20 protein-coding genes and 1 tRNA gene are annotated in these 21984 nt (G+C 66.6%); 8 read left to right on the forward strand and 13 right to left on the reverse strand.

Translation table 11 applies throughout. The annotated features are described in order from the left end of the window. Nucleotides 1-1048: 1048 nt before the first annotated feature. Together GO591_RS07800 and GO591_RS07805 are read right to left on the reverse strand one after the other, a co-directional pair. Nucleotides 1049-1121, reverse strand: a tRNA-Val gene (locus GO591_RS07800). A gap of 23 nt (nt 1122-1144) precedes the next feature. Continuing rightward, complete coding sequence (locus tag GO591_RS07805; protein ID WP_157156302.1) at nt 1145-1621, reverse strand: peroxiredoxin; 477 nt, start codon at nt 1619-1621, stop codon at nt 1145-1147. A gap of 137 nt (nt 1622-1758) precedes the next feature. Here GO591_RS07805 and aceE point away from each other — a divergent pair, with 137 nt between their 5' ends. The 6 genes from aceE to GO591_RS07835 all read left to right on the forward strand — a co-directional run bounded on the left by aceE (nt 1759) and on the right by GO591_RS07835 (nt 9370). After that, on the forward strand, nt 1759-4482 hold the full coding sequence (gene aceE / locus GO591_RS07810; protein ID WP_157156303.1) for a pyruvate dehydrogenase (acetyl-transferring), homodimeric type: 2724 nt from the start codon (nt 1759-1761) through the stop codon (nt 4480-4482). 5 nt (nt 4483-4487) lie between these two features. After that, the gene (locus GO591_RS07815; protein ID WP_157156304.1) at nt 4488-5684 is read left to right on the forward strand and encodes a PucR family transcriptional regulator; all 1197 of its coding nucleotides are present in this window, start codon (nt 4488-4490) and stop codon (nt 5682-5684) included. Nucleotides 5685-5769: 85 nt separating this feature from the next. Beyond that, nucleotides 5770-6687, forward strand: a complete 918-nt coding sequence (locus GO591_RS07820; RefSeq protein WP_157156305.1) for an ACP S-malonyltransferase — start codon at nt 5770-5772, stop codon at nt 6685-6687. Nucleotides 6688-6695: 8 nt separating this feature from the next. After that, nucleotides 6696-7703, forward strand: a complete 1008-nt coding sequence (locus GO591_RS07825; protein WP_157156306.1) for a beta-ketoacyl-ACP synthase III — start codon at nt 6696-6698, stop codon at nt 7701-7703. Nucleotides 7704-7745: 42 nt separating this feature from the next. After that, complete coding sequence (locus GO591_RS07830) at nt 7746-7994, forward strand: acyl carrier protein (protein ID WP_157156307.1); 249 nt, start codon at nt 7746-7748, stop codon at nt 7992-7994. Nucleotides 7995-8131: 137 nt separating this feature from the next. Continuing rightward, nucleotides 8132-9370 carry a beta-ketoacyl-[acyl-carrier-protein] synthase family protein gene (locus tag GO591_RS07835; RefSeq protein WP_157156308.1) on the forward strand — a complete coding sequence of 413 codons (1239 nt, stop codon included), beginning with the start codon at nt 8132-8134 and terminating at the stop codon, nt 9368-9370. A 103-nt stretch (nt 9371-9473) separates the two neighbouring features. On the opposite strand, the gene GO591_RS07840 is transcribed toward GO591_RS07835, so the two are convergent. Further along, nucleotides 9474-9989, reverse strand: a complete 516-nt coding sequence (locus GO591_RS07840) for a DUF3145 domain-containing protein (RefSeq protein WP_157156309.1) — start codon at nt 9987-9989, stop codon at nt 9474-9476. Nucleotides 9990-10126: 137 nt separating this feature from the next. Here GO591_RS07840 and GO591_RS07845 point away from each other — a divergent pair, with 137 nt between their 5' ends. Further along, complete coding sequence (locus tag GO591_RS07845) at nt 10127-10639, forward strand: PadR family transcriptional regulator (RefSeq protein WP_157156310.1); 513 nt, start codon at nt 10127-10129, stop codon at nt 10637-10639. Between the two features lie 4 nt (nt 10640-10643). Here GO591_RS07845 and GO591_RS07850 read toward each other — a convergent pair whose 3' ends face one another. The 10 genes from GO591_RS07850 to GO591_RS07895 all read right to left on the reverse strand — a co-directional run bounded on the left by GO591_RS07850 (nt 10644) and on the right by GO591_RS07895 (nt 20215). Further along, a complete protein-coding gene (locus GO591_RS07850) occupies nt 10644-12284 on the reverse strand; it encodes a bifunctional 3'-5' exonuclease/DNA polymerase (RefSeq protein WP_157156311.1) in 1641 nt (546 codons plus the stop codon). 43 nt (nt 12285-12327) lie between these two features. After that, the gene (locus GO591_RS07855; RefSeq protein WP_157156312.1) at nt 12328-12843 is read right to left on the reverse strand and encodes a hypothetical protein; all 516 of its coding nucleotides are present in this window, start codon (nt 12841-12843) and stop codon (nt 12328-12330) included. A gap of 99 nt (nt 12844-12942) precedes the next feature. Continuing rightward, a complete protein-coding gene (locus GO591_RS07860; protein WP_157156313.1) occupies nt 12943-13113 on the reverse strand; it encodes a CsbD family protein in 171 nt (56 codons plus the stop codon). 99 nt (nt 13114-13212) lie between these two features. Then, a complete protein-coding gene (locus GO591_RS07865) occupies nt 13213-14382 on the reverse strand; it encodes a ScyD/ScyE family protein (protein WP_232466369.1) in 1170 nt (389 codons plus the stop codon). 189 nt (nt 14383-14571) lie between these two features. Further along, a complete protein-coding gene (locus GO591_RS07870; protein WP_157156315.1) occupies nt 14572-15261 on the reverse strand; it encodes a response regulator in 690 nt (229 codons plus the stop codon). Next, on the reverse strand, nt 15254-16603 hold the full coding sequence (locus GO591_RS07875) for a sensor histidine kinase (protein ID WP_167139480.1): 1350 nt from the start codon (nt 16601-16603) through the stop codon (nt 15254-15256). The genes GO591_RS07870 and GO591_RS07875 overlap by 8 nt, the downstream gene beginning before the upstream one ends. Continuing rightward, on the reverse strand, nt 16519-17340 hold the full coding sequence (locus GO591_RS07880) for an ABC transporter permease (RefSeq protein ID WP_157156317.1): 822 nt from the start codon (nt 17338-17340) through the stop codon (nt 16519-16521). Before GO591_RS07880 ends, GO591_RS07875 begins: the two co-directional genes overlap by 85 nt. Beyond that, the gene (locus GO591_RS07885; RefSeq protein ID WP_157156318.1) at nt 17340-18278 is read right to left on the reverse strand and encodes an ATP-binding cassette domain-containing protein; all 939 of its coding nucleotides are present in this window, start codon (nt 18276-18278) and stop codon (nt 17340-17342) included. Before GO591_RS07885 ends, GO591_RS07880 begins: the two co-directional genes overlap by 1 nt. A 149-nt stretch (nt 18279-18427) precedes the next feature. Then, nucleotides 18428-18973, reverse strand: a complete 546-nt coding sequence (locus tag GO591_RS07890) for a COG4315 family predicted lipoprotein (RefSeq protein WP_157156319.1) — start codon at nt 18971-18973, stop codon at nt 18428-18430. 102 nt (nt 18974-19075) lie between these two features. Continuing rightward, nucleotides 19076-20215: a winged helix DNA-binding domain-containing protein gene (locus tag GO591_RS07895; RefSeq protein WP_157156320.1), complete on the reverse strand. Its 1140-nt coding sequence runs from the start codon at nt 20213-20215 to the stop codon at nt 19076-19078. A 179-nt stretch (nt 20216-20394) separates the two neighbouring features. On the opposite strand from GO591_RS07895, the gene GO591_RS07900 reads away from it, so the two are divergent. Further along, nucleotides 20395-21834: a glycosyltransferase family 39 protein gene (locus tag GO591_RS07900; RefSeq protein ID WP_157156321.1), complete on the forward strand. Its 1440-nt coding sequence runs from the start codon at nt 20395-20397 to the stop codon at nt 21832-21834. Nucleotides 21835-21984 lie beyond the last annotated feature (150 nt).

The raw sequence follows: 21984 nt of genomic DNA on the forward strand, positions 1-21984 counted from the left end.
GCACGCCAGGGCCGCTGACTCAGCAGCCCATCCGGTATGGGACTGTGCCCCCGTGCTCACCCTTGCGATTCGCCAGGGCCGCAAGAAGTTCGACCTTCGTCCGGCTCAGTCTTCGAGGAGGATCAGCATGTTGCGCTGACCGAGCCGCGCGTGGTTCCACGTGCTCCAGACACTTCGGACAGTTGGGATTATAGAGGTCGTCCACAAGTAGCACGTTTTCGCCATTGTGCGGGGTGATGAGAAGGGCAGCTACCGTGCGCGGCTCCACGCCAGCGGCCGGGACGCAGCCTATGACGAGGTAGTGGAGCCACCCCTCGAGCGGCACTTGGTCCAGTTCTGGAAGAAACCGCCAGCACCGGTGTCTGTTCTGTCTTCGGAATCACAGCGAGGCAAGAGCCTGCCGCGTTTCATCGAGATGTGGCAGGGACCGCCCACTGCCGCTCACGCCACCGAACCACGACCCGTAGCTCGCGAGCCTCGGGCCGTTCGGATGCAGCTGTGATCGGGTGATCGGCGTCTCCGGAAGCCGGACGCTCAACGGGCCGGTCGCGTGGTTCCTTGACTGCGTGACCCCATCCGTGGGCGAACGTCCGAACTGCCGACCCGATGGCAGCATGACGGTGTACTAACGCAAATCTCCGTAAGACCCGCCCGTTGAGAAGCCCGGTCGAGGGACCATAAATGCAAAGGCCGAGCGGCGCGCAACTGCTGAGGGCGTTGCGGAATTGGTCGTACTGCATTGAGAACACGCGGTCGCGAACGCCCTAGCTGACTGGCCTCCCGAACCGAGCCCGGCCGTGTGCACGGGCTCATCTCACTGAAATCGTGGGGCCGACAAACATGTGGTGCGAGCCGCATTCGGTAAACCATCGAGCATCTACGAAAAGGGTTGTCGCGTGATCCATGAGGTCGCCATGCGCAGTTCTCACGTAAACCCTGCGGGTGCTTTCGTTCCACCGGCACCTGACCGGCACGAACCAGAATCTCGAGCGAACGCGCATCGCGGCCGCCAGACTATAAAACCCGTCTCACCAGGGGTTTATTGAAGTGGGCCCTACCGGGATCGAACCGATGACATCCACGGTGTAAACGTGGCGCTCTACCAGCTGAGCTAAAGGCCCTTCACCCGCGTGTGCGGGCGCGTCTATGCTACCTGCGTCTGGGTGACCTGCTCCACCGCCGCACGGTAGGCCTCAATATCGCGAGGCTGCCCAGGCGCGGTGATGAACCGGGCTCGGATGATGCCTTCGGTGTCGATCACGAACGTCGCCCGGTTGGCGAAGCCCTTCTCATCGACGAACACGCCGAACTGGCGGGCCACATCACCGTGCGGCCAGAAGTCGGCAAGCAGAGTGAAATCGTAGCCCTCAGCCTCGGCGAACGCGCGCAGGCTGGCCTTCGAGTCGACCGAAATCGCAATCAGCTCGACGCCCTTCTCCTGGAACAACGCAAGGTTGTCGCGCAGCGCGCACAACTCCCCCGTGCAGATTCCAGTGAAGGCAAGGGGGAAGAAGACGAGGACAACGGGCTTCTTGCCACGGAAGTCAGACAACCGGATGTGTTCGCCGAACTGGTTAGGCAGTTCGAAGTCCGGAGCATGAGTATCGATCTCGAGAGGCACGATCGGCAATCCTACGCGCGCCCGCGCAGAGAGGAAAGTCACAACTAGACTCGCCATGCGTAGTCGATAATCGGTAAGGCCGTGCGCGGCTGCGCGAAAGGCCCGGCAGCATCTGCCTCAACCAGGAAGAGGTCACAGTGACGGTAAACGACCAGGACCCGTACTCGGTGAACAACACTGACACGGACCCGGAAGAGACCGCCGAATGGCAGGAGTCGCTCGACGCAGTCGTCAGCGAGCAGGGTCACGGCCGCGGCCGCGACATCATGCTCAGCCTGCTCAAGCGCTCCAAGGAACTTCAACTCGGCGTGCCGATGGTTCCAACGACGGACTACATCAACACCATTGCTCCGGAGAACGAGCCTGAGTTCCCCGGCGACGAGGAGATCGAGCGCCGCTTCCGTAAATGGATCCGCTGGAACGCGGCCATCACGGTTCACCGGGCACAGCGGCCCGGCATTTCGGTGGGTGGCCACATCTCGACCTACGCGTCATCTGCTGCCCTCTATGAGGTCGGCCACAACCACTTCTTCCGCGGCCAGGACCACCCATCCGGCGCCGACCAGGTCTTCTACCAGGGTCACGCCTCGCCCGGAATGTATGCCCGCGCCTTCCTCGAGGGCCGGCTCTCCACCGACCAGCTCGACGGATTCCGCCAGGAGAAGTCGCACGCGAGCGGCCTGAGCTCCTACCCGCACCCGCGGCTGATGCCGGAGTTCTGGCAGTTCCCCACGGTGTCGATGGGTCTCGGCCCGATCAACGCGATCTACCAGGCGCAGCTCAACAAGTACATCACCAACCGTGGGATCAAGGATGCCGCCGACGACCAGGTCTGGGCGTTCCTCGGTGACGGCGAGATGGATGAGGTCGAGAGCCGGGGTGCCCTGCAGTGGGCGGCCAACGAGGGTCTCGACAACCTCAACTTCGTCATCAACTGCAACCTGCAGCGCCTCGACGGCCCGGTCCGCGGCAACGGCAAGATCATCCAGGAACTGGAGAGCTTCTTCCGCGGCGCCGGCTGGAACGTCATCAAGGTGGTCTGGGGTCGTGAGTGGGATGCCCTGCTGAAGCAGGACACCGACGGCGCTCTGGTCAACCTGATGAACCGCACCCCTGACGGTGACTACCAGACCTACAAGGCCGAGAGCGGCGCGTACGTGCGCGAGAACTTCTTCGGCCGCGACCCGCGCACCCTCGAGATGGTCAAGGACTACACCGACGAGGACATCTGGAACCTGAAGCGCGGCGGCCATGACTACAACAAGGTCTACGCGGCGTTCAAGGCGGCGACCGAGCACACCGGCCAGCCGACCGTGATCCTCGCGAAGACGGTGAAGGGCTACGGCCTCGGCCCGTCGTTCGAGGGTCGCAACGCGACGCACCAGATGAAGAAGCTGACGCTCGACAACCTCAAGCAGTTCCGCGACGAGATGCGCATCCCGATCACCGACGCGCAGCTCGAAGAGAACCCGTACATGCCGCCCTACTACCACCCGGGTGAGAACGACGAGGCGATTCAGTACCTGCAGGAGCGCCGCCGCGAACTCGGCGGCTACCTGCCCGAGCGGCGGTCGAAGTACACGCAGCTGTCATTGCCGGATGACTCCGCCTACGCGATCGCCAAGAAGGGCTCCGGCAAGCAGGAAGTCGCCACCACCATGGCGTTCGCCCGCCTGCTGAAGGACCTGCTGCGCTCGAAGGACTTCGGCCACCGGATCGTGCCGATCATCCCGGACGAGGCTCGCACCTTCGGTATGGACGCGTACTTCCCGACCGCGAAGATCTACAACCCGAACGGGCAGCACTACACCTCCGTCGACCGCGAGCTGCTGCTGGCGTACAAGGAGAGCCCGCAGGGCCAGATCATCCACGTCGGCATCAACGAAGCGGGCGCCTTCGCCTCGTTCACCGCGGTGGGCACCTCGTACGCCACCCACGGCGAACCGCTGATCCCGGTCTACGTCTTCTACTCGATGTTCGGCTTCCAGCGCACCGGCGACGCGATGTGGGCGGCAGGCGACCAGATGGCCCGTGGGTTCATCATCGGCGCCACCGCCGGCCGCACGACGCTCACCGGTGAAGGCCTGCAGCACGCTGACGGCCACTCGCACCTGCTCGCGTCGACCAACCCAGCCGTGGTCAGCTACGACCCTGCGTACGGCTACGAGCTCGGGCACATCGTGCGCGCCGGCCTGGACCGGATGTACGGCGGCAACCACGCGGATCCGAACGTCATGTACTACATCACCGTGTACAACGAGCCGATGGTGCAGCCCGCCGAGCCGGAGAACCTCGATGTCGACGGCGTGCTGCGCGGTATCTACCAGCTGAACCAGGGCACGGCGAACGGACCGAAGGCTCAGCTGCTGGCGTCGGGCGTTGCCGTGCCGTGGGCGCTCGAGGCGCAGGCGCTGCTCGCCGAGGACTGGAACGTCTCGGCGGATGTCTGGAGCGTGACCTCCTGGACCGAGCTGCGCCGCGACGGCCTCGCCGCCGACGAGTACAACTTCCTCAACCCGACCGAGGAGCCGCGGGTGCCATACGTCACCCAGAAGCTCACGGGCGCCGAGGGCCCGTTCGTCGCGGTGTCCGACTTCATGCACGCGGTGCCCGACCAAATCCGTCAGTTCGTGCCAGGCGACTTCGCGACCCTGGGCGCTGATGGTTTCGGCTTCTCGGACACCCGCGCGGCCGCGCGCCGGTTCTTCAAGATCGACGGACCGTCGCTGGTGGTTCGTACCCTGCAGTCACTCGCGAAGCAGGGCAAGGTCGACCGCGCGCTGATCGCCCAGGCCATCGAGAAGTACCGCCTGCACGACGTCACCGCCGGAACCACCGGAGTTGCCGGGGGCGAGAGCTAGCCGACGTGGCCGCCCCCCGAACGAAGCAGGAGACCCTCACCTGGTTGCGCGCCGTGTCGGGCGAACTCGCCACGGCGACGATCAAGCGGCTCGAGGAGACGCTGCCCTGGTACGGCGACATGCCGCCAGGGCGGCGCTCCGCAGTCGGTCTGGTCGCTCAGGCCGGCATCAGCTCGTTCATCGCCTGGTACGAGGACCCGAAGTCGACCCCGTGGATCGCCGCGGACGTCTTCGGGGCCGCGCCCCGGGAGTTGCTGCGCTCGGTCAGCCTGCAGCAGACGCTGCAGCTGATCCGGGTGACGGTGGAACTGGTCGAGGACCGGGTCAAGGGCGGCAACGACGACCTGCGCGAAGCGATCCTGCTGTATTCACGGGAGATCGCCTTCGCGGCGGCGGATGTCTACGCTCGCGCCGCCGAAGCGCGCGGACTGTGGGATGCCCGCCTCGAGGCGCTCGTCGTCGACTCCATCCTCTCGGGCGAGTACGACAATGAGCTGCCGAGCCGGATCGCCGCCCTCGGCTGGAACGGGCATGGCGAGGTGTGCGTGCTGGTCGGCACTGCGCCGCGCATGCTCGACGTCGACCAGCTGCGCCGCACCGCGCGGCATCTGGAAGCCGACCTGCTGATCGGAGTGCAGGGCAACCGACTGGTCCTGGTGATCGGCCGCGCCCGGTCGCAGGCCGCAATCGAAAAGTCCGAGGATTCCACCCCGCCGCTGCCGTTCCTCGAGATCGCCAGCCAGCTGGAGCCCGGCTTCGGCGACGGCCACCTGGTGCTCGGCCCGGAAGTGGAAAGCCTCGTCGACGCCTCCCGCAGCGCCAAAGCCGCCCTCGCCGGCTTCGCGGTGGCCCGCGCCTGGCGCAACGCTCCGCGTCCGACCCTCGCCGACGACCTGCTGCCGGAGCGCGCGTTCGCGGGCGACCCGATCGCCCGGTCGACCCTGATCAACCGGGTGTACCGGCCGCTGAAGAACCACTCCACCGAACTGCTCGGCACGCTCTGGTGCTACCTCGACAACGGCCGATCCCTCGAAGCCACCGCCAGGGAACTGTTCGTGCACCCGAACACCGTGCGCTACCGGCTGAAGCGGATCAGCGAGGTGATCGGCTGGGATGCCACCGGCGCCCGCGAGGCGCTGATCCTGCAGTCGGCGCTCATCATCGGCTCGATCGCCGAACCTGAAAACCCGAAACGCCGCTGACGGGAACGGGATATACAAAGCTTTCGCGGATTCTTCTGCGATTGTCTACACCAGCCGTGCACGACGAGATTGGGAGACTGGATCAGTGATTGTTGTTGTAGCGCCCGGACAGGGCTCCCAGAGCCCCGGATTCCTGGATCCGTGGTTGACCGAAGAACGATTCCGCGACCAGCTGCAACGGATCTCCGACTCGGTCGGCATCGACCTCGTTGCGCACGGGACCGTGTCCGACGCCGACACGATCCGTGACACCGCCGTCGCGCAGCCGCTCATCGTCGCGGCTGGCCTGCTCACGCTGACCGCCCTGTTCGACGACGGCCGTCGGCAGCGAGTCGGCGGCATCGCCGGCCACTCGGTCGGTGAGATCACCGCCGCGGCCGGCGCCGGGATCCTATCCGAGGCCGCCGCCATGCGCTTCGTGCGCGAGCGCGGATCGGCGATGGCGGATGCCGCCGCCCAGGTTCCCACCGGCATGAGTGCCGTGATCGGCGCCGACGAGACCGAACTGCTCGCCACGCTCGAGACGCTCGGGCTGCAGCCGGCCAACTTCAACGGCGGCGGCCAGATCGTTGTCGCCGGTGAGCGGTCGGCGCTGCAGCAGCTCGCCGACAACCCGCCGGCGAAGGCCCGCGTGATCCCGCTACAGGTCGCCGGCGCCTTCCACACTCGCTACATGGCCCCGGCGGTCAACCACCTGCGGCAGGTCGCTGCGACCGTCGAGGTGAACGACCCAACCCTGCCGATCTGGAGCAACCGGGACGGTTCAGCGGTGACATCCGGGGCTGACTTCCTCGAGCTCCTGGTCGGCCAGGTGTCGTCGCCGGTGCGCTGGGACCTCACGATGGCGACCCTCGCCGAGAACGGCGTCACCGGCATCATCGAGCTGGCTCCGGCCGGCGCCCTCACCGGTCTCGCGAAGCGCGGGTTGCGCGGCGTTCCCGCCGTTGCCGTGACGACCCCCGAGGATCTGCCCGCCGCCTTTGAACTGATCGACAACGAATGATTGAGCGTATGAACACCACTGCCACCCTCACCCCGTCTCGCGGAACCGAGTTCACGCGCATCTACAGCTACGGCGCCGCGCGCGGTGACCTGAGCGTGCCGAACGAGGATTTGATCGGCCCGATCGACTCGAGCGACGAGTGGATCCGGCAGCGAACCGGCATCATCACCCGAACCCGTGCTTCGGAGGGCATCCTTGCCGTCGATCTGGCGACGGAGGCGGGTAAGGAGGCGATCGCGGGGTCCGGGATCGCCCCCGAGCAGATCGATCTCGTTATCGTCGCTACCGTCAGCAACGTGATGCAGACCCCGTCGATGGCGGCCGTCGTCGCCGACAACGTGGGCGCAAACCCGGCCGCGGCATACGACTCGAACGCCGCATGCGCCGGTTTCAGCTACGCCGTCACCCAGGCTGACGCGCTGATCCGCAGCGGCGCCGCGCACTACGCGCTTGTGATCGGCGCGGAGAAGCTTTCCGATATCGTCGACCCGACCGATCGGTCGATCTCGTTCCTGCTGGGCGACGGTGCCGGCGCCGCGGTGATCGGCCCGAGCGACTTCCCCGGCATCGCCGCGCCCGTGTGGGGCTCGGACGGCTCAAAGGCACACGCGGTGACGATGAACGCCACCCTCGTCGACTACCGCGACGGCAACGCCAACTGGCCGACGCTCCGCCAGGAGGGCCAGACCGTCTTCCGCTGGGCGGTCTGGGACATGGCAAAGGTTGCGAAGCAGGCCCTGGACGTGGCAGGAATCACCTCGGATGACCTCGCAGCCTTCATCCCACACCAGGCCAACATGCGCATCATCGACGAGTTCGCGAAGCAGCTGAAGCTGCCCGAGCACGTTGCGATCGCCCGTGACATCGAGACCACCGGCAACACGTCGGCGGCCTCCATCCCGCTCGCCACGCACCGGTTACTCAAGGAGCACCCGGAACTCAGCGGCGGACTCGCCTTGCAGATCGGCTTCGGCGCAGGGCTCGTGTTCGGCGCCCAGGTAGTGGTTCTTCCGTAAACTGGCTCACGGTCACAACGACACACCCCCTAGGAGATAACAATGGCATTGTCCACCGAAGAAGTTCTCGCCGGCCTGGCGGAGCTTGTCAACGACGAAACTGGCATCGCGACCGAAACGGTCGAGCTGGACAAGTCGTTCACCGATGATCTGGACATCGACTCGATCTCAATGATGACCATTGTCGTCAACGCTGAAGAGAAGTTCGACGTGAAGATCCCAGACGAAGAGGTCAAGAACCTGAAGACCGTCGGCGACGCCGTCAGCTTCATCGTCAACGCCCAGGCCTGAGCCTAACCCCGCCGCTGGTCGAGCTTGTCGAGACCGGGTCTCGACAAGATTGATCTCTCGAGAGACGCGACCTCTCGACATGCTCGACCAGCGGAGGTCTTTCTTGCTCCCCTTGTGACCATCGGAGACATCCCCGTATGACAACCAAAAAGATCGTCGTTACCGGAATCGGCGCGACGACCCCCCTCGGTGGGACGGCCCGCGGCAGTTGGAACGCCCTGCTGGCCAAAGAATCCGGCATCACCGCGCTGGAACAGGACTGGGTCGCCGAGTTCGACCTGCCCGTGCGCATCGCCGGTCAGGCCAAGGTTCCCGCCGCCGACGTGCTCGAACGCCACGAGCTGAAGCGGCTTGACCAGTCGAGCCAGTTCGCCCTGATCGCCGCGCGCGAGGCATGGGCGGATGCCGGAGCCCCCGACCTCGATCCGCTGCGAGTCGGCGTCGACTACTCGACTGGCATCGGCGGTCTGTGGACGCTGCTCGACGCGTACGACACTCTCAAGGAGAAGGGCCCGCGCCGGGTCCTGCCGATGACGATCCCGATGCTCATGCCGAATGGCGCCGCGGCGGCAATCAGCATGAACATCCCCTCGCGTGCCTACGCCCGCACCGTGGTGTCGGCGTGCGCGTCGAGCACCGAGGCGATCGTGAACGCCTACGACCACCTGCAGCAGGGGTTGGCCGACGTGGTCATCGCCGGCGGCACCGAAGCGGTCACGCATCCGCTGCCGATCGCCGCCTTCGCCGCCATGCAGGCACTGTCCAAGCGGAACGACGACCCGGCCGCGGCTTCCCGCCCCTATGACTCGGGCCGCGATGGCTTCGTGCTCGGTGAGGGCGCAGGCGCGATCGTGCTCGAGACCGAGGAGCACGCGCTCGCTCGCGGAGCCCGCATCTACGCGGAACTGGCCGGCGGCGCGGTGACCGCGGACTCGTACCACATCACTGCTCCCGACCCGGAGGGCTCCGCCGCCGCCCGCGCCATGCTGGCCGCGATCGAGCAGGCCGGGGCATCCGTCACCGACGTGCTGCACGTGAACGCGCACGCGACCTCGACGCCGGTCGGTGACATCGCCGAGTACAACGCGATGCGTCGCATCTTCGGCGACCACCTGGACAACATCGCGGTGTCGGCGACCAAGGCGTCGACCGGGCACCTGCTCGGTGGAACCGGAGCGCTCGAGGCGATCTTCACGATCCTCGCCCTGCACGAGCGCACCGCTCCCCCGACGATCAACCTGACTGACCAGGACCCCGAGATCCCGCTCGACGTGGTGACCTCGCCGCGTGCCCTCGGAGACCGAGACCTGCTCGCGATCAGCAACTCGTTCGGTTTCGGCGGCCACAACGCCGTCGCAGCGTTCCGCAGCTACTAAGTAGCGGCTGGTCGAGCTTGCCGAGACCCCTCTCGACAAGCTCGACCAGCTGACGGTACCCGTGCGATCGACCCGATCGACAGCATGGGTACCGGGTGTTGCGTCACCCCACCTTGTGAAGCCACACCACCTGGCTGCCCTCGCCCGCGTAGCGGAAGGGTTCCAGTTCGTCATCCCACGCCTGGCCGAGGGCCAGCCGTAGTTCGCGGTGCAGTTCAAGCGCATTCGACCCGGCGACCTCCATCGCGTAGCGCACGCGATCTTCCGGAATCACCGTGTTGCCGGCCGTGTCCGTCTGGGCGAAGAAGACGCCCAGATCGGGAGTGTGCATCCATCGGCCGCCGTCGGTGCCGAGTCCGGCGTCCTCGGTCACCTCGTAACGGAGGTGTTCCCAGCCGCGCAGGGCAGAAGCGAGCCGCGCGCCGGTGCCGCGTTCGCCCTCCCAATAGAACTCGCTGCGCTGGGCGCCCTTGAGCGCGGGCTGGTCGATCCAGTCGAAGTTCACGGCACGACCAAGAGCGCGACCTGCTGCCCACTCGACGTGGGGGCAGAGCGCGCGAGGAGCGGAGTGAACGTAGATCACTCCGCGTGCGGTTGCAGCAGCCACTTTCCACTCCATTCGTTAGGTGCGACTTCCCCATCGACCTAGGTGAATGCAGTGTGAGCGTTGCTTTCAGCATTATTGCGGATGACTCGGCCTAATGACAAGCGTGTCATTCCATAAACCTGAGAATGACTACCGGTTAGAGTCAGCACATGTCGACCCGTCATGCGATGCTCGCTGTGCTCACGCTGGGGCCTGCCTACGGCTATCAGCTGCATGGAGAGGTGGTCGAACGGTCCGGACGCGAGAAGCCGTTGAACGCGGGCCAGGTGTACTCCACCCTCGATCGGCTGCGCCGGGACGGACTCGTCCGCAGCGCGGGCGTGAGCGCCGATGGGTTGCCGCTGTATGAGTTGACCGAGTCGGGAGTCGCCGAGGCCGAGCACTGGCTGACCGAGGCGACCGGCGCGCACTGGAACGACATGATCGAGCAGTTGCTCGTTTCGCGCTCGCTTCCTGGCCGGGATTGCGCTCCCCTGGTGGCCTCGATCCGGCGCACCTGGCTGACCCGCGCGGCCGCCGCGGAGGGGCCACGAGCCTCGGCGACGCGGCTGCTGGCCGAGGCCGCTCTGCGCTGGCTGGATGAACTGCCGCCGGCGCGAGCATGGGGCATCCGCACTGACCGCCCGAAGCGCGGTCGACGCAAGAGTCCCGTCGCCGCCTGATCCGCTACTTGGCGTCGGCGTAGGAGTCGACCGTCGCGACGATGACACGGAAATCGACCGGGATGTCGCCGAAGAGCAGCCGTCCGGCGTCGTGCGCCGCTTCCTCCACCGCCTGGGCGACGTCCGCGGCCAGCTCCGCGGGCGTGTGCACGATCACTTCGTCGTGCAGGAAGAAGACCAGGTGCGGTCCGCTGGTGAGCCGACCGGGACTGAGCGTGCGAAGCCGCATCCGCAGCCCCGCCATCCAGCTGAGCGCCCATTCGGCTGCGGTTCCCTGGACCACGAAGTTGCGGGTGAACCGGCCCCAGCTGCGCGCTTCGCTGCGAGCCCGGGACTGTGCCGCCGCCGAGGCGTCGGCGGTCGATGCGTCGCTTTGAGCGAGGCGCCACTCAGGTCCCGGCTGCGGTGAACTACGGCCTAGCCAGGTCGAGACCATTTCACCGCGTTCTCCGGCCCGAGCGGCGCGCTCGACCAGTCCGATCGCCTGCGGGAAGGCGCGCGCCAGCCGAGGCAACACCCGTCCGCTCTCCCCCGTCGTGCCGCCGTACATGGCGCCGAGCATCCCGACCTTGGCCTGGTCCCTGGTCTCCACAGCCCCAGACGCGACCATCCCCGCGTAAAGGTCGACCCCGCGGCCTGCCTTCGCCATCGCCCGATCACCGGACATCGCCGCGAGGATGCGCGGCTCCAACTGGGCGGCGTCGGCAACCACGAGCTTCCAGCCCGGATCGGCGCGCACCGCGTCGCGCACCTGGTGCGGCAACTGCAACGCGCCCCCGCCATCGGAGGCCCAGCGGCCGGTAACCACACCGCCAGGAACATAGGTCGGCCGGAACCTGCCATCGGCGACCCAGCTGTCCAGCCAGTGCCAGCCGTTGGCGCTGTGCAACCGGGACAGCTTCTTGAATTCGAGGAGCGGTGGGATCGCCGGGTGATCGATCCTCTGCAGATCCCACGACCGGGTGCTGTCGACCAGCAGGCCCGCCGAGCGCAGCGCCTTCAGCAGTTCGCCGGGCGAGTCCGGGTTCAGCTCGGTCACCCCGAGAGCGTCACGCACCTCGGCGAGCTTGGCCTCGAGTTTCGCCGGACGGTATCCGGAGATCGGGCGTGGTCCGAGCAATTCGGCGAGGATCCGGTCGTGCTGCTCGGCATCCCACGGCAGCCCGGCGAACGTCATTTCCGCGGCGATCAACGCGCCGGCGGATTCCGCTGCGAGCAGCAGCCGCAGCTTGGCCGGTGCGGCCGCGATCGCACGTTGCTGGAGTTGGAACTCGGCGACGGGCTCGAGTTCCTGCGAGGGTTCGAGCTCGAACAGGCCGGGGTCGCTCAGGGGCGCGGCCGATTCGTCCCAGCCCGAGGCCGCCGATTGCGCGATCTCGCTGTCGGCGGTGAGTTCGCTGCCCCGGAGGATCACGTGTGACAGCCGCAGGTCGACGCAGCGTTCGACCGTGACTCCACTGGCGAGCAGCGGCGGATACCAGAGGGCCGTGTGCGACCACACCCACCGCGGACGCTCGTGCTCGCGCTCCCGCACCACAGCCGGAAGCGCGGCCGGAGTGACGGTTTCGCGATGCGTCACTTCGGCCGCGCTGTCGATGCTGCTGAGCAGGATGCCGTCTGGCGTCTTGCTCAGAATGATGTGCACATCCTCAAGTGTGCCGTCTGGTCACGACATCGGTGACCGGCGGTCAGGTGCGCGGGGCGTCCGGGTTGTCGACCGGTCGTGCGGCGATATCCGGGTCGGTGCCGCGGCGGGTGTCGTCGGCGTCGCGCCGAGGGTCATCCGCGTCGTAGTGGGTGTCGCCGGCGTGACGGCCGGCGGCCTCCCCGCGCTTGCCGTCGAAGTCCACATCCGGGTCGACCTTGTCCGCCTGCCGGTAGTGCTCGGCGGCGTCGTTGCGGATGCCTTCGGCAGCTGACTGGCGTTCGGCGGCCTCACGCTCGAGACGTTCGGCATCGACCTGCGCTTGCTGTGCCGCTGCCTGGGCACGCTGCGCTTCTGCCGCGCGCGTCGCAGCATCGGCCTCGCGGCTCTTGGCATCCAGCTCGGTCTCCTGCGCACGTGCACGCAGTTCCTCAGCCTTCCTGCGGTCGGCTTCGGTTCGAGCTCCGCTCCGTTGCCGCATCACGACGATGACAACTACAACGATGATGGCGACAACAACGATGCCGACGATGAGCCATGTCAGAGCAGTGGCGTCCATGTGGATCCCCTTTCCTTGACTGTGGGTTCTCAGTCAACCCCCAGCGAGTGCACACGCACAGGTAAGGCCCGGGCTCTCGCCCGGGCCTTACCTTGCTGCTTACTTGAACGCGTCCTTGATGTTCTCGCCGGCCTGCTTGATGTTGGCCTTGGTCTGGTCGGTCTTTCCTTCCCGCTCCAGGTCCTTGTCGTCGGTCGCGTCTCCGACCGCTTCCTTCATCTTGCCTGCGGCTTCTTCGGCGGCGTTCTTGGCCTTGTCATCGACACCCATAGTCGGCACCTTTCTTCGCTCATAAGTGGCGCGGGTCCACCCGCTTGTTGCAGACTCTCCCCCCGAATTGCTGGGAACGGGGTGTGCGTCTGCGAGGACTCAGCGGTGAGCGGAGTCCTCGGCATGCCCACTGCCGGTGAGCGGCACGACCGTCACCTTGCCGATCGGCTGCGGTGCTCCGGTGTCGTCGGGCACGAAGGCGTCAGTGGTGACGTACAGGCTGCCCTTGTGCAGTTCGATCGCCGCGGGAGAGCTCAGTGCCAGGTAGGGCTCCGGTGTGCTCTCGTTCGGCCGGATGACTGAAACCTGACCAGTGCCCTCGGCACCGCCGAACAGTTCGGTGACCCAGATGGTGCCCGACTTCTTCGAGATGGCCAGATTCGTTGCGCCGACCAGCCCAGTGGCTACGCGAATCGTTTCGCCGGTGTCCGGGTTGACCTTGTAGACCGCTCCCCTGGCGCCGAGTGCCGGGCTTTCGGGCCCACCGGGCAGCGAGGTCACGTACAGCCAGCCGTCCGGGCCGAGCTCGACATCGGTCGGCACCGGCTCGAACCGGTACTCGTAACCGATGGCGCACTCGGGGTAGCCGAACATCGCGATCACCTCCGCGGTCGCGACAACCGGGTCACCCGCGGGAAGCACCGCAACGGTTTCCACCGTGCCGTCGTAGTCCGCCCGCAGGATCGCGTTCGCTCCCGCGTCGGCGATGTAGACACCGTCATCAAGCGCCAACGAGCCGTGCGGGTTGGTGTCGACCACGCCGGCATAGCTGGCAGGCAGGAAGGGCGGAACGGTGGGATCGATCTGCGCCGCGCAATCCTCGGGCAGGCCGACGAAGCCGTAGGTGTTGACCTGATCGGGATTGGTCTCGCTTTCGTGGGCGTACAGGTCGGCGACCGTGTACGGGTCGCCATGCTTGGGCAGCGCCTTCAGCACGGCGCTGGAGTGGTCCGGCGCGGTTTCGGTATAGAACACCGTCTTTCCCTTGGTCGACACCGCTGCGACCTGGTTGCCGGCCACAGCACTACTGGCCACTTCAGTGACGGTGCCATCGTCGTCCACCCGGTTCAGGGTGCCGGCGAAGGTCTGGCTGACGTACACGGTGCCCTGCTTGCTCACTGCCAGGCTCAGTGGGGTGAGCAGGCCTTCAGCGATGGTCTCAGGGGTGCCGGGCGGGAACACCGGCCGGTGCAGCGGCGCAGCGGAGGCGACCGCTCCGCTCGCGAAGGTGGCCGCGGCGGCGAGTGCCGCAGCGGCCACGATGGTCATTCTTCTCACAAGGATCTCCTTTGATCGGGAAGGAAGGAGAGCACGGTCTGAGAAACGCCTGCGGGATGGCGGAGACTCTCCTCGGGTCAAAGCGCGCGACGCGCTGTCCCGGGCAGGTTAACTCTCGAACGAGCCACCCGTCTACGGTTGACCCGGTCCATTCACCAGTTTCGGAGGTAGGGCGGGCGGCTAGTCCCCCGGACTGACCAACCCGGTCTCGAAGGCCAGCACCACCAGTTGCACCCGGTCACGCAGGCCGAGCTTCATCAGGATGCGGCCGATGTGGGTTTTCACGGTGGCCTCGGAAAGGTAGAGGCGCTCGGCGATCTCCGCGTTATTGAGGCCGCCGGCGAGCACGCGCATGACATCGACCTCGCGTGGGGTGAGCGCCGTGAGCCTGGGGTCGATACCGGATGCCGGCGCCGCCGAGTTCACCGGAAGGTGCGGCGCGAACAGTTCGAGCATCCGCTGGGCGATCCGGGGTGTGAGCGCGGCGTCGCCGGAAGCCACCGTGCGAATCGACGCGAGCAACTCGGCGGGCAGCACGTCCTTGAGCAGGAAGCCGCTCGCGCCTGCCCGCAGGCCGGCGAAGGCGTAGTCGTCGAGGTCGAAAGTGGTGAGGATGATGATCTTGGCTTCGGGATGTGCCTCGACAATCCGGGTGGTTGCCTCGATGCCGTCCATGCCAGGCATCCGCACGTCCATCAGCACGACATCCGGACGAAGCTCTGTCACCAGCGCGATCGCCTCGGCGCCGTCGCCAGCCTCCCCGATCACGCTGAGGTCCGGCTCCGCGTCGATCACCATGCGGAAACCCATCCGCAGCAATGGTTGATCATCGACGAGCAGGACGCCGAGCGGGCTGGCGGTCTCAGTCACGGATCTCCTCGGGGTCGGCGAACAGCACGGCGTGCACGTGCCAGCCTCCGGCGCTGCCAGGACCGACCTCGAGCGTGCCGCCGTAGATCGCGACTCGCTCACGCATGCCGATCAGGCCTTGCCCCGATCCCTCGACCGGGCTGGATTGCCTGCCACGGCCATTATCCCGAACATCGATCTCAACTTGAGAACGACTCGACACAACGGACACGGTGACTCTGGTGGGCTCGCGGGCGTAGCGGAGCACGTTGGTCAGGGATTCCTGGACGATGCGATGCACCGTCAGCTGAAGCGCCGCCGCGGACGGTGGGTCACCGGTGAGGTGGAGGGACACCGGCATGCCGGCGGCCCGGTAACTGTCGACGAGTGAGCTGAGGTCGTCGTTGCCGGGTTGCGGGCGAAGTGCGGTGTCCTCGGCATCCGGTGCCTGCTCTTCGCCGTCTCTGAGAACGCCCAACAGCCGGCGCATGTCGGCGAGGGCACCGCGTCCGACATCGCGGACCTCGCGCATCGCCTGCCGCGCCAGATCCGGGGAGCTCGTCGCAGCGGCCTCCGCACCATTGGCCAGCGCGACGACCACGGTCAGGCTGTGCGCCACGATGTCGTGCATCTCGCGGGCGATCCGTGATCGCTCGGCCGCGCTGGCCAGCTGCGCCTGGGCGTCCCGTTCCCTGACCAGCTGCTCGGCGCGCTCGATCAGCGCCGCCGTGTACCGTTTGCGGTTGCCGACGTTGACGCCGATGAGGGTGGCGACAAGCATCGCCACAACCAGCGTGATGACGAACGACACCCAGTCGTCGAAAGGCACCCAGAGCAGCGCCGGCACGCTCATCCCGGCGATGCCGAGCCCAAAAGCGAGCCATGCGCTTCTGCTGGAGGCGTACACAGCTACCGAGTAGAGCGCGATCAGCAGCCCGAGGAAGTTGGAGTCGGAGCTGTCCGGCCAGCTCATCATCATCGCCATGGCTGCGTTGGCGATGAAGACGATGATCGGGTACTGGCGGCGGAAGAGCAGCGCTGCGCCCATCACCAGATAGCCGAGCAGGTGCACGCCTCGGGCAAGCCCGGAGAAGACGTCATCCGGCAGGAGGAGCGTGACGACGATGAGCGGGACGACGTGAAGGGCGAGCAGGATGTCTACCGCGCGCGGATGCCTCCCCCAGAATCGGCGGATGGCGCCGGGAGGGGTCGGCAACGGCAGATCCCCGGGTGCCTGCCATCTCGGCAGGGCACCCGGGGTCTGGTTCTCGGCGATGGTTACGCGTCCCGCTTGCGCAGCAGGATCGCGGCGATGATGGTCGTCACCGCCACCCAGATGAGAAGTACTCCGAAGCCTTGCCACGGGCCAAGGGTAGCCGTGTCGCTGGCCTCCATCATGATCTGCTGGCCCGCGCTCGCCGGAAGGTACTGCGACACGGTGGCGACCCACTCCCAGGGGAGCAGCATCAGGATGCTCGGCACCACCAGCAGCAGGGCGACGATGGCGCCGATTCCTCCGGCTGTGCTGCGGATGATTGCCCCGACACCCATCGACAGCACGCCGATTGCCGCGAGGTACAGGCCACCGCCGAGAAGGATGCGCAGCACCTCCGGGTCGCTCAGTGTCGAGTCGAGCTGCTCGGTGGCGAGGATCGGGGCTGTTGCGAGGAAGGTCGCGAACGTGCTGATCGTGCCGACCACGAAGGCCACGACAGCGAACACGATCGCCTTCGCCGCCAGAACCGGTGTGCGCCGCGGCACAGCCACCAGGGTGGAGCGGATCATGCCGGTGCCGTACTCGCCGGAGATGACGAGCACACCGAGCGTGGCGACCGCCAGCTGGGCAATGAACACGCCCATGGTCGCGGCGGTCGGGCCAAGGCCCAGTTCACCGCTGGCGCCGACCTCGGCATTGGCCTGGGCACTGGCACCCACGCGGGCGGCGTCGGTCATTCCCCAGGCGACGAGCACGCCGAAGCCGATGACGAGCAGTACGGCGATCGACAGGGTCCACGCCGGGGAGCGGAGGGAGCGGAACTTGATCCACTCGCTGCGCACGATGCGCGGGAAGCTGAGGGCGGGGGCAGCCGTGATGGCCATTACAGGGTCTCCTTTGAAGTGGTTCCGCTGAGCGCGGTAGTGCGGTATTCGATCTGGTCCTGCGTGAGCGACATGTAGGCGTCCTCCAGGGAGGCGGTCATGGTGCGCAGTTCGTGCAGGATGACTCCGGCGCTCGCAGCGAGTTCGCCGATGCCCGATGCGTCGAGCCCGACAACATCGAGGGCACCGGACTCGGCGGTCTGGGTGACCGTGATGTCGGGGCCGCGCAAAGCGTTGATCAGCACGTCGGACTGCGGGGTGCGCACGCGCACGGTCGGTGTGCTCGCCATTGCGACGATCTCGCCGACCGGGGCATCCGCGATGATCCGGCCGCGGCCGATGACGATGATGTGGTCGGCGGTCATCGCCATTTCGCTCATCAGGTGGGAGGAGAGCAGCACGGTGCGGCCCTCGTTGGCGAGGTGGCGAAGCAGTTGCCGCACCCAGAGCACGCCCTCAGGGTCGAGGCCATTGACCGGCTCGTCGAGGATCACGGTGCTCGGGTCACCGAGCAGTGCTGCGGCGATGCCGAGGCGCTGCCCCATGCCCAGGGAGAAGCCGCCGACGCGCTTGCGGGCGACCGACTCGAGTCCGGTCAGGTTGATCACCTCGTTGACACGCGAGGTCGGAATGCCGTGGGTGGCCGCGAGAGCGAGTAGGTGGTTGTAGGCGCTGCGGCCGGTGTGCACGGCCTTCGCGTCCAGCAGGACGCCGGCCTCGCGGAGCGGCGCACGATGCTCGGCGAACGGCTTGCCGTTCAGGGTGACGGTGCCCGAGGTCGGGCGATCCAGTCCGGCGATCATGCGCATGGTGGTCGACTTTCCGGCGCCGTTCGGGCCGAGGAAGCCGGTCACAATGCCGGGCTTGATCGTGAAGGTCACATCATCGACGGCGGTCTTCGCGCCGTATCGCTTGGTCAGGCGGGTTGCCTCGATCACTGGTGTCCTCTATCTGTCGAAGGGCCGAACCGTTCTCGGTTCGGTGATACTTCGACAGTAGAAAGAGCGGGCACGGCGCGAATCCGCCGTATTAGTGCACCTCGGGCACGGAACGCCTACGCCTTTTGGCGTATCTCCTGCGCTTTGCGTCAGTAGTCGAGGCCGCCGCTGTCGTCCTGGTCGTCGCCTTGTTCGTCGTTCTGGTCGTCATTCTGGGCACCGTCGGTGACTCTGTCGCCGTCGGGGTCGACGGCCCACCAGAGTCCCTGCAGTCCCTGGCCATTGACGTCGCCGGACGCGCTGTCGCCGGCGTAGTAGTACAGCGGCTGCCCGTCGATCGTGACCTGTTCGAAGCCATCTTCGCGAGTGAAGGTGCCGAGGTCGCCCTCGACGCCCTCGCCAGTCGGGTCATCTTGCGAGATGACGGCGGGCCAGTTCTCCAGGCAGGCCGCGTCACACGCGCTCGAGTTGGTGCCGGGGTCGTCGTCATCGAAGACGTAAACCGTGCGCCCCTCTTCGTCGACAACGATCTCCCCCAGGTCAGTATCCGCGGTGGTGAGAACGAGAGCGCTGCCGATGTACGGATCTCGGTCTCCCGGTCCCTGAGTCGTGGTGTCGGTTTCGCCGGCGCAGCCCGACAGGGCGAGCAGTGCGATGGTGCCGGCTATGGCGCTGGGGATGAGGGTTCGGTCCATGGTGCACCTTCTTCGTCAACCGTCATCCGCAGGCTATGCCGCCACCGGGATGGTGTCCACGCTGATGATCGGGTTGGCATCCGATCGTGAGATTCCGCGTCCTCACGCGTGCGGGCCCGCCGTGACCTCGCCGATGGTCAGGGTCGGCTGTGCCTCGAGCACGGCGGCCACCTTGTTGGATTCCTGCTCGAGTTGCCGTACTTGAGTTCTCGTGAGCCGGCTGAATGGCTCCACGGTGATCTGCGCGTTTCGGCCGGAGCGCTTCGAGTGCCAGACACCGCCGACCACGCCATCCACCAGCAGCACGGGGAACGGCCCGGCCTGGCCACGCGCCAGCGCACGCTGTCGCGCCTTGCCTGGGAACACGTACTCCCTGGGGTGCGAGCCGATCCCATACGCATCGAAATACGGGAGCAGCCGGATGCCGGAGACCTCAGCCGCGACCGCGCCATCGCCTGTCAGCTGAAACACCCGGGACCCGTCAACCTCGATCTCTTCGAGTCCCGCTACCGTCCGGAACAACTGCTCGGCCCACGGACGCGGCGCTGACAGCCATTGCGCGAAGTCCCGTGGCGTGCTGGGGCCGTACTGCCGCAGATAGCTGTGTAGCAGCCATTCCATGGCGGAGGCTGCCGGTTGCGGTTCGAAGCCAGGAATGAGACGTCGCGGACTGGTGTAGGTGATCTGCCTGCCACTGCCAGCGCCGAACACCAGGGCGCCACGGTTGGCGGCGGCCGAGACCAGAATTCGCCAGCGCGGCCACATCTCCTGAAAGGCGGGCATGACCCGCTCGGTGGCCCATGAGCCGACCGAGTGAGTCAGCCGGTCGTTGAGGTCGTCAATGGTGAGTTCCTTGTCGGCGAGTTCATCGGCGATCGCCGCAATCACTTCATCGGCTTGCGTACCGGTGAACCGCAGCTGCACCGGAGGCTGGGTCAGCGAAGGTACGGCTGAGAGCGCGCCGGTCCACTTCGGCAGATCCGAGGTGGGCAGCAGGTGCACGGTGCCGCGCGGGCCGAACGTCTTCACCAGGCTGCGGTCCTCGGTCAGTGCTCGCTTCACGTCGGAGCGGGTCAGTGCGGCGCAGCGGATGGCGATGGACACCTCGGCAGCCGCCATGATCTGCGCATGTGCGCCCAGCATCGCCTGGGCCGCAGAGGCGGGGCCGCCCGCCAGTGGGTCGATGAGCCCATGGCGCTGCATCCGCCGAGCGGTGACGTCACGCCAGCTGAGGCTCGCCATACGGCCCACGGTACTCAGTCGCGTGCCCGGCGTTCCGGATCCATTGCGGGCAGCGGGTCACCGGATGCCTTGACTCAGGGCTTCCGGGGATGTGTGCTGGCCCCGTGAGGCGGTCACTGAACGCGCAGCCACCGGCACCGACGGTGCCGCGCCCAGGCTCAGCGACCAGAGAGAGGCTATTGGCCGTTGGGCTCGGTGTTGCTGGTGCCGCGGTAGCTGCGATCGGCTCGTGGAATCCGTCGTTCTGGGGCGACGAAGCGGCGAGCGTGATGTCGGCCACGCGGCCCCTGTCGTCGCTTCTGCCAATGCTGGTCAACATCGACGCCGTACACGGCGCCTACTACCTGTTCCTGCATGGTTGGATCCTCCTCTTCGGAGCGTCCGAGTTCGCCACTCGATTGCCCAGTGCGCTCGCCGCCGGCATCACCGTGGCGGGAGTCACCTTGCTGGCGGCACGGTTGAACGGGACCCGGGTCGCCCTGTTCGCCGGCATTACCTGTGCCGTGCTGCCTCGCCTGACACTGATGGGCACCGAAACACGCCCATACGCCATCTCCGCGGCCTGCGCAGTCTGGTTGACCCTGCTGTTCGTGCGACTCATCGACGACGGGATGCCCCCACTCCGGCGGGGCTGGCTGCTCTATGGCATCGGCGTTGCGTTGAGCATCTACGCATTCCTCTATCTCGCCCTCATGCTCCTCGTGCACCTGATCATCTTGCTGTCCGTGACCCGCTCCCGGTCGACGCTTCGCTCCTTCGCTCGCGCGGCAGGCATTGGCTTGGCGATCGCTTTGCCGGTGATCGTGCTCGCCATCATCCAGCGCAATCAGGTTTCGTTCCTCGAGAACACGACGCAAACGCGCATCGACCGGCTGCTGGTCGAACAGTGGTTCGGCAATGACTGGTTTGCCGCGCTTGCGTGGCTGCTGATCGCCGCAGTGATCGGAGCGGGGGTCAGCTCCGCGCGAGATCGCAGCTGGTTCCTGGCTCCCAGACATCCGCCCGACCTGCTTCTCGTCGCCTTCTGCTGGCTGTTCGTGCCGTGGGTCGTTCTGCTGCTGCTCCATTCGGTGATTCCGCTGTACTCGATGAGGTATCTGACGTTTACGGCTCCGGCGGCGGCCCTCCTGATCGGGATGGCTGTCGCCATCCCGTCCCGCAGGTTTGCTTCCTGGCTGCTCGTTGCGGCCGTCATCGGCACCTCGCTTCCGTCGTGGGTGCAGCAGCGCGAGCCGCATGCGAAGAACGGGAGCGACTGGAGGCAGGTGGCAGCCACCATCGGGGCATCCGCGTCCACCGGCGATGCAGTGCTCTTCCAGGACCAGCTCCGATCATCGCTCAAGGCCCGCTCAGCGTGGCATCTGTATCCCGACCACTTCGCCGGCCTGCACGATGTGCTGCTGGACCAGCCCTACCACCGCACCACCTGGCTCTGGGATGACACGCACCGAATCAACGAACTGCCCGACCGGATCACCGGGATCGATCGCGTGTGGGTGGTCAACGACCGAGGCTCCCGATGGGCCATCGAGGAACTTGAGCAGCTGGACTTCAGCGTTGTCCGCAGCCGCGAGCTGCACCGCACCACGATTCATGAGCTGATCAGGAGCACTGACTAGTGATCAGGCGACCGGGCCGGCATCGCCCAGATCGGCGCGCATCCTCGGCCATCGAAGACGACAGACACCGAGCCTCTAGTTCAGATGCAACGGCGGTAAGTCGTCCATCTCTGACCCAGTTCGCGGGCGACTTCGGTGACCTCACGTCGC

The organism is Diaminobutyricimonas sp. LJ205 (genome assembly GCF_009755725.1).
Taxonomy (GTDB): Bacteria; Actinomycetota; Actinomycetes; order Actinomycetales; family Microbacteriaceae; genus Ruicaihuangia.

What these genes read in the sequence shown, in the direction of transcription:
- GO591_RS07825 (WP_157156306.1), top strand. Translation starts at nt 6,696, where the DNA reads ATGAACACCACTGCCACCCTCACCCCGTCTCGCGGAACCGAGTTCACG.
- GO591_RS07830 (WP_157156307.1), top strand. Translation starts at nt 7,746, where the DNA reads ATGGCATTGTCCACCGAAGAAGTTCTCGCCGGCCTGGCGGAGCTTGTC.
- GO591_RS07835 (WP_157156308.1), top strand. Translation starts at nt 8,132, where the DNA reads ATGACAACCAAAAAGATCGTCGTTACCGGAATCGGCGCGACGACCCCC.
- GO591_RS07840 (WP_157156309.1), bottom strand. Translation starts at nt 9,989, where the DNA reads ATGGAGTGGAAAGTGGCTGCTGCAACCGCACGCGGAGTGATCTACGTT.
- GO591_RS07845 (WP_157156310.1), top strand. Translation starts at nt 10,127, where the DNA reads ATGTCGACCCGTCATGCGATGCTCGCTGTGCTCACGCTGGGGCCTGCC.
- GO591_RS07855 (WP_157156312.1), bottom strand. Translation starts at nt 12,843, where the DNA reads ATGGACGCCACTGCTCTGACATGGCTCATCGTCGGCATCGTTGTTGTC.
- GO591_RS07860 (WP_157156313.1), bottom strand. Translation starts at nt 13,113, where the DNA reads ATGGGTGTCGATGACAAGGCCAAGAACGCCGCCGAAGAAGCCGCAGGC.
- GO591_RS07865 (WP_232466369.1), bottom strand. Translation starts at nt 14,382, where the DNA reads ATGACCATCGTGGCCGCTGCGGCACTCGCCGCCGCGGCCACCTTCGCG.
- GO591_RS07880 (WP_157156317.1), bottom strand. Translation starts at nt 17,340, where the DNA reads ATGGCCATCACGGCTGCCCCCGCCCTCAGCTTCCCGCGCATCGTGCGC.
- GO591_RS07890 (WP_157156319.1), bottom strand. Translation starts at nt 18,973, where the DNA reads ATGGACCGAACCCTCATCCCCAGCGCCATAGCCGGCACCATCGCACTG.
- GO591_RS07895 (WP_157156320.1), bottom strand. Translation starts at nt 20,215, where the DNA reads ATGGCGAGCCTCAGCTGGCGTGACGTCACCGCTCGGCGGATGCAGCGC.